Source organism: Desulfitobacterium sp., from assembly GCF_035539115.1.
Classification (GTDB): Bacteria; Bacillota; Desulfitobacteriia; order Desulfitobacteriales; family Desulfitobacteriaceae; genus Desulfitobacterium_A.
In genome coordinates, this window is the sequence record NZ_DATLJA010000078.1 from 12,528 (window position 1) to 24,099 (window position 11,572).

Consider the following 11,572-nt stretch of genomic DNA (forward strand, 5'->3'; position numbering starts at 1 on the left):
TTTACGGTTACAAGGGAGTTATCATTAACCATATTATACCATCAGCGGTTCCATGCTTCAACCAACATACTTGCAGCCTTAGTCGTGATTTCTTTAATGGTTTGTTTAGCCTTTTGCCAATGCTGCCGCTTTAATATAATCGAGAATGATCGGCAAAAAGTCCCCAAAGGTTTTATACTGCTGCTAAGTGAATTCAAATTGCTTTTCTAGGTTTCCTTAGGAAATAGCTCTGTGAGGAGCAGTCTCCAGCGACGTTTCTTCGCGATAATGAATGTACTATGAATCAAAAAGAGGAACTAACAAGAAGGTTGCGGCACAAGCAATCCCTTCCATAAGGGGATTGTGGCCCCCCCATAAGGCATTAATATGATATCCTGTTGCTCTTTGTCTACACCTGCACTCTTCAGAGCCTCCTCTAGTGAGTTAACCCCAAGGATACCCATCGGTTCTACAAGTTCCGGAGCAATTGTGGAATAAAGGATAACTTTAGCCTTACGGGCAGACTCCACGGCTGCATAAAAGATATAGCCCGGAATCGTAAAGTTCTTCCGTAAATCTGGATCTAAGGTGCCTTTGAGGAGAGGATCACTCCAACCAAAAAACTCATCCGCCCCTGCTCCATCCCGGCACTCAGCCAGCATCAAAATTGTACCACCAGGTTTAACGGCTAATGCGGCATTGAATAAGGTTTTTGTCCCTTGATAGAGAGAAATATCCTTAGGAAAGCCTCCACAGCTGGCAATCACTAGATCAGCCTGTTTATCAATCGGAACTCCGAACTTTTCATCCGCCCAGTGGCAGCCCTCTTCCCACGCGGTCAGCCAATGTCCGCCTACTAAACGAGCAATTTTTCCATTCGTATGAATAATCGCATTGACGAGGAAATCCGGATTAACCAGTTGAGCCGCATCGACCATATCTTGATGCAAAGGATTCCCTTCTAAGGCTCCCACCCCAATCAGCGGATTAGAACGCTCGGCGTTTGGATCGAGAGAGTGCAAATGGTTCTGGGCAATTGTCTTTCGGCTCGATACTCCAGGGAGAATCGATTTCCGTCCTCCGCCAAAGCCTGCCATCAGATGATGAACAATACCACCTGTCAGAATCACTTTGCGTTCCACGACCAATTTGTTTACGACAACTTCCGTTCCACGCGGTGTTGTCCCTACATTGACCATATCTGAATGATCACAATCATGATCGACAACCTTGATCCGATGATAAAGCGCTTCCCCCACGATCTTCTTGTGTTCTTCAGGCGTTTGCCCCCGATGCGTCCCGGTTGCCACCAAAATCAAAATATCCTGATCGGGAATTCCCAACTCATTTAACCGTTTCACAATAAAGGGGAGAAATTCATGGAGCTTCACGAGCCGTGTGATATCGCTAACGACTATCGTCACCTTATCTCTGGCATTAAAAAGCGCATTAAATGGCAGAGTTCCCATGGGGTGATCTAACAGCTTCTGAACTTCTTTTTCGACATCCTCTACGCAACTAATTTCTTGAGCCTGTAATTCCTGCAGTACATTTTCCGGCTCTAAATTTAGGGTTAGATATCCTTCACCGTATTTAAACGTGTACTCTTGTTTCATTTTAATAAATGCCTCCTACCGTCCTACCCTGATTTAGTTTCCCAAATCCTACAATTATTCTTCAAAGTCCTACTAACCTACAGTTCTACTGACCTACTACAAATTCTACTGTTCTATAATAACTTAACCTATAGCTATCTGACAAGAGCTAATGGAACTTTTTATCAAAGTCTTATTAGACCTACTCCGTCAGCGTCGGTTGGCTTGGAACATTCCCCTTCTTGCGGAAAAAACGTTTCTGGCGAATATCTTCAAAAATCGTATAAATCACTGGTACTAGCAAAAGTGTGGATATAGTCGAGAAGGCCATTCCAAAAATAACTACGATAGCCATCGAGGACATAAGTTCCGAGCCTTCCCCGATCCCAAGAGCCATCGGAATCAACCCTAGTACTGTGGCCAGTGAGGTCATAATAATTGGACGTAAGCGAATCGGTCCGGCGTTTTCAATTGCTTCCTCCCGTTCTTCCCCACGTTCCCGGCGTTTATTAATATAATCGACTAACACGATCGCATTACTTACGACAATCCCGATCAAGAGAATTAAGCCAATAAATGCAGGCACACTGAGGTTTTTCCGGGTAACAAACAAGCCGAGCATCCCACCCGAGAAACCCATCGGTAGAGACAGGATGATCGTGAATGGATGGAGTAAAGACTCAAACTGCGAGGCCAGAATCATATAGACAAGGACAATCGCCAATACCATAGCCAGTCCTAAGTCTTTAAAAGAATCCATCATCTGCTTATTCTGACCGTTTAATTCATACGTATACCCTTCCGACATTTGATAATCCTTGAGCTTACTTTCGATATCCTTCGAGATACTGTTAATATCCCGGTTAATAATCTGACTTGTGATGTTCACGACCCGCGTTTGGCCGGTCCGACTAATCGTAGCCGGCCCACGATCTAAGGTGACCTGAGCGACTTCACTTAAAGGTACGCTTATTCCAGCAGGTGTCGGAATCGGGGTTTGTTCCAAATTGGAAACACTCGATTTCAACGACTCATCGCCACTGATCACGACATTAATTTCTTTGCCCTCATAGCGATAACGCGTAGCGGTCGTGCCGGAGATCGTCCCTTTAACCGCTTGGGAGATCTGCCCTGCAGTTAAGCCAAACTGAGCTGCATTCTGTCGATCCACATGCACTTGAACCTCAGGTACCCCTTCGTTCATACTCGTTTTGACTTCGCGCGTCCCATCGACTGATGCGACAATCCCCTTCACATCATTCCCGATTTTCTTCAGCTGATCGAGGTCCTCTCCCTTCACCGCAATATCGACCGGAGCTGTACTGCCCATCGACATGTTATCCGTCACTGTGACTTGGATCTGTGCTCCCGCAATATTTTGAGTCAACCCCCGGATCTCATCCGTGACCTGCCCAACACTCCGCGAGCGTGCTGCGAGATCCGTAAGTTGTACGTTGATGGTTCCTACATTCGAGGTACTTCCGCCCAGCGTCATGGCTCCAGCGCTCCCAATCTGAACAAAGGCGGTTTTAACCTCCGCAATTCCTTCCAATTGCTGTTCAATCTGGGTAATGACACTATCTGTATCTTTAAGTTTCGCACCATCCGGCAAAGTGACATTAACCGTCAACTGTCCTGAATCCGTAACGGGCATGAATTCAGCCCCCAGCTTCAGGGTCGACAATCCAGAAAGCACAAAAATCATGAGAGAAATCACAACAACCGTTTTCCGATGATGGAGCGCAAAATGGAGAAACTTCCGATAAACCCCTTCGACTTTGCCAAAAGATCGATCAAACCCGCGGCTAAAACGATCCATCACCCCAAAAAGTCCCCGTCTACCCTCCTGAATACTGTCCGCTTTCATAATCTTCGAAGAAAGCGTCGGCACTAAGGTTAGGGAAACGAGCAGCGAAGCCAAAAGTGAAATACCGACGGTCAAGGACAGTTCACGGAAGAGGGTCGCCGTAATTCCTTGCACAAAAACAATCGGTATAAAAACGCTAACCGTCGTCAAGGTGGAAGTCGTAATGGCCATTCCGATTTCGGAAACCCCTTTAATGGCAGCTTCCTTCTTACTATACCCTGCCTGTCGGAAACGATAGATATTCTCGAGTGCTACGACATTATCGTCCACCAAACGCCCCATCGCCAAGGATAGACCGCCCATGGTCATCATATTAATCGTAATCCCGGAGAAATAAAGCACTGCAAAAGTTGCCATCATCGCAATTGGAATCGCCGTCGCTGTGATAAAGGTCGTGCGCAGGTTATGGAAAAAGAGGAAAAGCACGACGATCGCCAAAAGTCCGCCCAACAAGGCTTCCCTCACGACGGTGTTAATAGACTGTTTGATATAGATGGACTGATCCATCACAGTGTCAAAACTCAAATTCGGATAATCCGTCTTCAGTTCCTGAAGCGCTAAAGTGACATCATCGGCAACCTGAACCGTATTCGTCCCAGATTGTTTTTGAATGGCGATACTGATACTCTGTTGACCATTGGTTCGGGAGATTGCGCTCAAATCCGCATGGCTGAGACTCACCTCGGCAATATCCTGCAAGCGAATTTGTCCGCCGGTTGACAAAGGAATCAGGAGATTCTGGATTTCCTCAAGCGACTGGAATTCGCCCATGGTACGGATAGTCAAATCCTGGTTTCCCTTCTGTACCTGCCCCCCTGGAGCATTCAGATTCTCCGCCCCGAGAATCCCTGAAAGGGTTGCAATACTCAAGCCATACCCCTTCATTTTTTCAGCATTAGTTTTAATGCTCACTTGAGTCTCATACCCACCGCTTACGGTAACCGAAGCTGCCCCTTTGACTCGTTCCAATCGTGGCTTAATCTTGTCTTCCGCTAAGGTCTGTAACGCAGCCAGGTCCCCGTCCTTTTCCGAAACTGTCAGCTGAACAATCGGCAACATGGTCGGGTCGATTTTCATAATCATCGGCGCCTGAACTTCCGTCGGGAACACGCGCTTCACTAGATCCACTTTTTCCCGCATTTGTAAGGTGGCAAAATTCATATCCGTTCCATATTTAAACATCGCCACAACGATTGAGTTTCCCTCCGTCGTGGTCGAAGTCACAGTGTCAATATTTTCTACAGTCGAGAGCGCACCCTCGACCGGATTCGTAATCAGTTTCTCGATCTCCTGAGGTCCGACACCAGTATAAGAAGTCACTACCACCGCAACCGGGATTTCCATATTTGGGAGTAAATCAATCGGCAGACGGCTAAGCGAAACTGAACCAAGCAAAATAATAATCAGCATCACCATGATGATAGTGACAGGGCGTTTAACCGATACCTCCGCTAATTTCAAGATGCGCTCCCTCCCACGATCTTGACTTTACTCCCCTGTTCAACCAGGGTTTGCCCTTTAATGACCACTTGTTCTTCTGCCTGCAAACCCTTTGAGACTTCGACCAAAGATCCTGTATCCAGGCCAGTCGTCACTTCTTTTTCCACAGCAGTTTCGTTTTCGATGACATAGACGAGCGGCTTACCATTCTTCGTCACAATCGCCTCACTATTCACCGCTAAGACCTTGGGCCGTGACTGCGTCATCATCCCAACCTTGGCAAACATCCCGGGCTTAATCTTGCCCTCCGGATTATCGACAGCTACCTTCACCGCGTAGAGCATGGTCCGAGCATCCGCAGCAGGAGCAAGGCTGGCAATTTTTCCGTTTATGTCTTGAGCATCAGCTGAAGTAATCGTCACTTTGGCGTCCTGTCCTAGTTGCAGCCAATTGACAATATTCTCCGGGACATTCAGCGCAACATAAAGGGAGTTAAGCTGGGTCAAGGTGACCGCAGGTTGCGCACTCGAAGCCATCTCACCCGGTTTGATATTAACGGCAGTAACCGTCCCCTCTAGCGGTGCTGTGACCACGGCATTGTTTAATGCATCCTGGGCCTGCTGTAAACTCAACTTCGCCTGATCCCACTGAATCTGCGCCAGTTGCAACGGAGTCTCCGAAGCTTGATTCTCGGATGTTTCTAACTGCGCCTTGGGGATCGCCCCAGCCTCATAAAGCTGTTTCTGACGCTCCAGATTCATTTTGGCAAGATCGATCTGCTCCTTCGTCTGTTGATAATTCGTTTCTGCCGTACGTACACCAATCGAAGCCATATCCACAGCTTTTTGCAAATCAGAGGATTCGAGCGTGAACAGCACCATTCCCGCATTCACCACATCTCCGACTTTAACCTGAACAGAGCTTACTTTACCTGGCATTTTCGGGACAAGATTTAGATTTTGATTGGAGTCTACCTTACCGCTAAAATTCGTTGTCACAACCAAGGTTTGGACAGCGGCAGGCAGCACTTCTACAGGTATGTATTTTTCCTCAACTGTAGCCGCCGTTTTCTGTGAACCGCAGCCACCTGTCAAGAGAACCAAGCCTACTCCTAATGTAGCTACTAATAATCGTACAGTTTTCTGTTTCTTCAAACTCTTACAGCCTCCTCAAAATGGGCTTCTCTCGGAACCGACCGTTCGGTCACTCATGAGTATTATACAACTGATAGCAGGCAGTTCGTCAAGTTATTCTTTACCCAAAAAATGACTAAAAATGCGCAAAAAAAAGGCCATGGAAGTTAGTTACTTTCTCCATGGTCCAATCAATACGGCGACAACCAATATTCCTGCAACGACATAGCCAGCTAGGGCCCATCCCAACTCAAAAAACAAAAACGAAATTGTCAGGAAGATAACCGTAAACGTGATGTTATTATGGAATAACTTACCTGCCTTCGTTGGCGCTTTATCAATCCATTTGCTTAAAAAGGGTTTTGCAAGTTGAATAAAAAGATTGGCCTTCACCCCAAACAAGAGTCCAATGAGTTCAATCAGCCACAATACCGCAATAAATAAAGGGAGTTGGACCAGAAAAGCTAGGATAACAAAGGCTATAATTCCTGACTGGTTCGCTCTAATATAAGGAAGAGGTACATCCTTCATAATTCATACTCCTTTTTCTCAAGGGCCAATTACAGTTAATTTTCTATGTAATGCCGCTGTTCAATTGCTTTGCAGACGATATTTGTTATTTCCTGCTCTCCATGATGTTCGAGCAGGATTTTTCGTCGCCATATGATCATTAGCATCGTTATAAAATGAATAGGTTCAAGAATGCTTCAACTACTTCTTGAGAGAAATCTTTTTCTTTCCCAGTGATGATTATTTCTATGGATTGACCCAAAGGAAGGCTGCGTCGATAAGGACGGTCGGAAATCAAAGCGTCAAACACATCGGCAACAGCGACGATTTGGGCATTGGGATGAATTTCATCCGCCTTGAGACCAAAGGGATACCCTGTCCCACCCAAACGTTCGTGATGTTGGATGATCGGCATCCGGATATTCTCAGATAAAGAGTAAGTCTCAAGGATCTTCATCCCATATTCAGGATGTTTTTTCATGAGGTTATATTCATCTTCATTCAGTGATGACGGTTTGTCCAAAATGCTCTTCGGAACAATTAACTTTCCAATATCATGGAGCAACGCGCCTAATGCAATTTCTTTTAAGCCCTTTCCATTGTACCCCATTTCTTGAGCCAACATTACGGTCAGCAAAGAAACATTTCGACAGTGGAGAAATGTACAGTTATCATAAGTACGCAAGCTATCAAAGTTAACGCCTGAAGTGATATATTCTTTGGTTTCAGAAATCACTTTACTGACCATCTCGATTGCCTTTTCCAACTTCTCACATCCGAAAAACCGCATATCTTGATTGAGATCCTGTAATCGCAAATCCACCCTCTGTTACCGCCTTCTCTTTCAACTTCTCTTTTATCGCTCTATTTCTTGACGATTCGACGTTATCCGGGGCATACCTCTCTAATGTCTAATCTTCATACATTTACCTATTTTATGCCACTTTTTTGCTATAATACACTATATCGCATGATATACTGATTTAAGCTCCCCCGTTTTGTTGGAGGGAATCTAAGTGTATTTCACAAAACGTCTCTTTACTATTCCTGAGCAAATTGCGGGTCAAATCAATGATTCCATTTTACGCGGCGAACTACAACTAGGTGATCAACTTCCGTCTGAAAATAAACTGGCTGAACTTTTTGGTGTAAGCCGTTCCACCGTTCGAGATGCACTTAATCTCCTGAGAACTGAACAAATCATTCAGACCCGGAAAGGAAAATTCGGCGGACATTTTATTTCCAAAAAAGCCTCTTCTCAAATGATTCAAAGTTTAAAAGATTATGCTTTATCTCGGCTCAACCTTTCCCATCTTTCCTTAGAAGACTTTTTTGAGATTCGCTCCTTAATCGAAGTTCCGATTGCTGGATTGGCATCGCTTCGCAGGTCAGAGGAAGATTTGGCTTCCTTACATACCCTTCTCTTACGTTTGAATGATTTGAGCCTATCTACCCCTTCCTCCTATCTTTTTCTTCAAACCGACATCGCCTTTCATCATATTTTGGCCCTAGCAAGCCAAAATCCATTCATCATGGAAACTGGCGCCAATTTCACGGGTTTACTTGAAATTCTTTCACTCCAGTTACTCCTTTCCTCAAGTCAACAGCTAGCAATTCTTGAACATCTACAGGTAATTTATGGTGCGATCAAAGACAAGAACCCTTCTCAAGCCGAGCAGGGAATGAGCGACTACCTACGGCTTCCATGAAATTATAACCTAAAAGTGCCCAATCTTCATCGTCCTTTCTGGCGTGGAGGTCGGGCATTTACGATAAAATCACTCAAGCATAGCCTCAATGAACGTTGTCCGTTCCTTAACTAAGTCATATTCCTTGGCTTTAACCTGATTCAGATCTTGACCAGCGAGTAAAACTCGTACAATCGGGCGCATGGGTAAGCTCTTATTTTGATCAACGACAATTCCGATCTCTCCAGTATTAAGCTTGACCGTACACCCGGTTGGATAAGCTGCGATATGTTTTAAAAACGTGACCACAAGATCATGGGAAAATAACTTGTCAGAGCATCCCATAAGAATTTCACAAGCTACATGCGGCAAAATCCGAGAATGACCAGGTCCGTCATTGACTAAATTATCATAGAAGTCGGCAATCCCTACAATCTGCGCTAACTGATGAATACCATCGCTCTCTAATTTTCGCGGGTATCCACTTCCATCCATCCGCTCATGATGTTGGAAAGCGATATGCGCGCTTAAAAGATTTAACTCGCGTTTCGAGCGCAAAATATCGAACCCCTCGCTGGTGTGTGTTTCATAAAGTCTAGCTTCCTTTGGCGTAAACACCTCACGCTTGCTTAAAAGCGTTTTCGGCAACTTCACAGTTCCAATATCATGAAACAAAGCGCCAATTGCTAAGGCCTCCAGGTTATTTTGATCGAGTCCTAAGGCTTTACCTAATACCGTAGCTAAAACACAAACACTCACAGAATGCGCAAAGACTTGATTATCATAACTCCGCATATCCGTCAAACTAATAAAAATCTCTTTCTGAAAAAGAATATCCTCGATAATATTATTAACAGCCTTTTTCACCTTAAAGCCATCAAAGTCTTTCCCTAATTGAACAGCTTGACCCGAATATTCTAAGGAGGACATCGCTTCACGCCTATGTTCCTCGGAGATCACATCTTCGATGACAACATCCTTTGTTTCTTCATCATCTACATAAACAATGGTAATTCCAAGTTTGCTTAACCGCTTAATGAAGGAAGGAGTAAGAGCAATCCCCCTACCCAGCAAGACGCGGCCATCATTGGTATAAATGGTCCGCCCGAGCACATCCCCTTGTTTAAGTCGATTGATACTTAACTGGCGCAATCAAAATCTTCCTCTCATTCGATAGATATCCCCAGAATCCGTATAAATAGGTTAAAGGAAACTTAGCTGGCACAAGCGATAGCGCAGGGAGCATCGTAGGATAAAGAAAACTTGGCTAGCACCAAGCCCTAGCGAAGGTGGTAGCCCTAGTTGCCTTATCCTGCCGGACTTAACCACTTGCATCGTAGGATATAGAAGACTTGGTCAGCGCCAAAGCGGTGGCCTTAGTCGCCTTATCCTGCCGAACTTAACCGCATTCATCGTAGGAAAACGAAAGCCGCTGGTTGCACTTATACTATCTGCCCCCAGACTTATACTTTCTGTTAGTACAAAAAAATCGCCAGCAGACTAGGCATGGCGACAATTCTCACTATTAGAGTGCTTTCGGCGGCTTGGCAGTCATCAGAGTAACTCTGGAAGACCCATAGCTTTGCGTCCTTGGCTTTTACCAAGTTTGCCATTGTCGATGTCCTTATATACATATAATAACATCAATTTCGAACATAGAATAGATCTTTCGTGTTAATTCGTCATGATATCGTTTATTTCGTTAAATGTAAAAATTTACATATAATTTGGTCGAAGGAAATTTCCCAACTTAAGCGTATAGTTTATTGAGAGGATCAGTTTTCCTCTTTCTCATGTAGTTGGTTTCCTTTTGGGCCCTCGTAACGAGGGCTCTTTTCTAATTTCATACCTGATTTTCTCAACGAATGTTCTACTTATTTTGACAAAATGCTAATCTTTAAATTATCATACAATTGACAACAAATATAATCTCGTTACTAAGGAGGAACCCCTTGGAGAAGAAAATTTTTTCAGTGAACAGATTCCGACTCCTTATTTTGTCTTTAGTTCTTAGCGCAATAATCGGTATTGCTTATTACGTCTCCTTGAACGGAGCCCAAGAGACTGAAACAACACCATCTCCACAGCCCAGCCAATCTGCTAGCAGTATCTCTCCAACACCCACCATTTCTGAAGAGACTCAACAACAGTCACTCAGTCTATATGACCAAGGCCTTAAACTTTACTATGATCGGCAGTTTGATTCTGCCTTAACTCTTTTCAATGAAGCCTTATCGTTAAACCCGGATTCCTATCAGGCCTTGAACGGAAAGGGGGCTACCTATGCCTTCTTAGGACGATATGATGAAGGAATTGACCTGATCAATCAAGCCCTTGTGCTGAAACCCGATTTCGTTTATGGTCATTTCAACTTAGGCTTAGCCAATGAACTCGCAGGGCGATGGGATACTGCAATCACAGCCTATCACTCAGCTATCGATCTTGATTCCAAAGACGTCTGGAGTTATTACGGCATCGCCAGCATCTATGGCAGACAGGGAAATGTCGATCAGACTGTAGCGTACTTGCAACAAGCCATTGCGCTCCAGCCCGACGTCAGAGACGTCGCCAAGGACGAAAAAGACTTTAATCCCGTGAAAAACGATCCGCGTTTTCAAGCATTATTCGCCGAACAATCTTCCCTAAAAACTACAACAAATGTTCCAATCCTCTATTATCATTCGATCATGGTCGAGTCTGGAAACGAATTGCGGATGCCACCGGAAGAATTTGCGGGCCAGATGAATTACTTATCCCAGAACGGCTACCATGTCCTCACTCTTGATCAGCTATATAATGCCTTCTATAATAAAGCTTCACTTCCTGCTAAGCCTATCGTCATTACCTTTGACGATGGCTATCGCGATAATTTCACGAACGCCTTTCCAATTATGCAAAAATATAATTTTCCGGGAACCGTTTTTATGGTGTCAAGCTATATTGACGGAGATGGATTTTTAACAACGGATCAGCTCAAACAATTACAAACCGCGGGATGGACCATTGGCGGACATACGGAAAATCATATCGACTTATCCCAAGTCAGCAATGAAACAGCCGTTCAAGAGTTAAAAAACTCGCGAAGCACCTTAGAAAACCTCCTAGGCCAACCCCTTAAATACATGGCCTACCCATTCGGAGGGTACAATTCATCGATTATGAACCTTACCCAAGCGGACGGCTACGTGGCAGGCTTCACAACCGTCAGAGGCTGGGCTAGCCAAGAAACCAATCCTTATGCAATTCAAAGAATCTACTGTTATGCCAATATGGGAATTCAAGAATTTGAACGCAGAATAACTCATCCTGACTATTAGAAAGAACCCAACAAAGCCCGACCATGATAAAATGATCGGGCTT

The 11,572-nt window shown here is 44.7% G+C and carries 8 protein-coding genes and 1 riboswitch; of the genes, 2 read left to right on the top strand and 6 right to left on the bottom strand.

Annotated elements, in window-relative coordinates; translation table 11 throughout:
- Positions 1 to 296 precede the first annotated feature (296 nt).
- The 5 genes from larAH10 to VM640_RS12565 form a co-directional block, all read right to left on the bottom strand.
- On the bottom strand, positions 297 to 1,595 hold the full coding sequence (gene larAH10 / locus VM640_RS12545; RefSeq protein WP_325392718.1) for an NPN-dependent 2-hydroxyacid racemase, LarAH10 family: 1,299 nt from the start codon (positions 1,593 to 1,595) through the stop codon (positions 297 to 299).
- 181 nt (positions 1,596 to 1,776) lie between these two features.
- The gene (locus VM640_RS12550) at positions 1,777 to 4,902 is read right to left on the bottom strand and encodes an efflux RND transporter permease subunit (RefSeq protein ID WP_325392720.1); all 3,126 of its coding nucleotides are present in this window, start codon (positions 4,900 to 4,902) and stop codon (positions 1,777 to 1,779) included.
- The gene (locus tag VM640_RS12555) at positions 4,899 to 6,035 is read right to left on the bottom strand and encodes an efflux RND transporter periplasmic adaptor subunit (RefSeq protein ID WP_325392722.1); all 1,137 of its coding nucleotides are present in this window, start codon (positions 6,033 to 6,035) and stop codon (positions 4,899 to 4,901) included. Before VM640_RS12555 ends, VM640_RS12550 begins: the two co-directional genes overlap by 4 nt.
- A 150-nt stretch (positions 6,036 to 6,185) precedes the next feature.
- On the bottom strand, positions 6,186 to 6,545 hold the full coding sequence (locus VM640_RS12560; protein ID WP_325392724.1) for a DUF4395 domain-containing protein: 360 nt from the start codon (positions 6,543 to 6,545) through the stop codon (positions 6,186 to 6,188).
- 148 nt (positions 6,546 to 6,693) lie between these two features.
- Entirely contained in the window at positions 6,694 to 7,347 is a 654-nt protein-coding gene (locus VM640_RS12565; RefSeq protein WP_325392726.1) for an HD-GYP domain-containing protein, read from the bottom strand.
- A 193-nt stretch (positions 7,348 to 7,540) separates the two neighbouring features.
- Here VM640_RS12565 and VM640_RS12570 point away from each other — a divergent pair, with 193 nt between their 5' ends.
- On the top strand, positions 7,541 to 8,233 hold the full coding sequence (locus VM640_RS12570; protein ID WP_325392728.1) for a FadR/GntR family transcriptional regulator: 693 nt from the start codon (positions 7,541 to 7,543) through the stop codon (positions 8,231 to 8,233).
- A gap of 69 nt (positions 8,234 to 8,302) precedes the next feature.
- On the opposite strand, the gene VM640_RS12575 is transcribed toward VM640_RS12570, so the two are convergent.
- Complete coding sequence (locus VM640_RS12575) at positions 8,303 to 9,364, bottom strand: HD-GYP domain-containing protein (RefSeq protein ID WP_325392730.1); 1,062 nt, start codon at positions 9,362 to 9,364, stop codon at positions 8,303 to 8,305.
- 383 nt (positions 9,365 to 9,747) lie between these two features.
- Positions 9,748 to 9,833, bottom strand: a riboswitch (cyclic di-GMP riboswitch).
- Positions 9,834 to 10,164: 331 nt separating this feature from the next.
- On the opposite strand from VM640_RS12575, the gene VM640_RS12580 reads away from it, so the two are divergent.
- Positions 10,165 to 11,529, top strand: a complete 1,365-nt coding sequence (locus tag VM640_RS12580; RefSeq protein ID WP_325392732.1) for a polysaccharide deacetylase family protein — start codon at positions 10,165 to 10,167, stop codon at positions 11,527 to 11,529.
- Positions 11,530 to 11,572 lie beyond the last annotated feature (43 nt).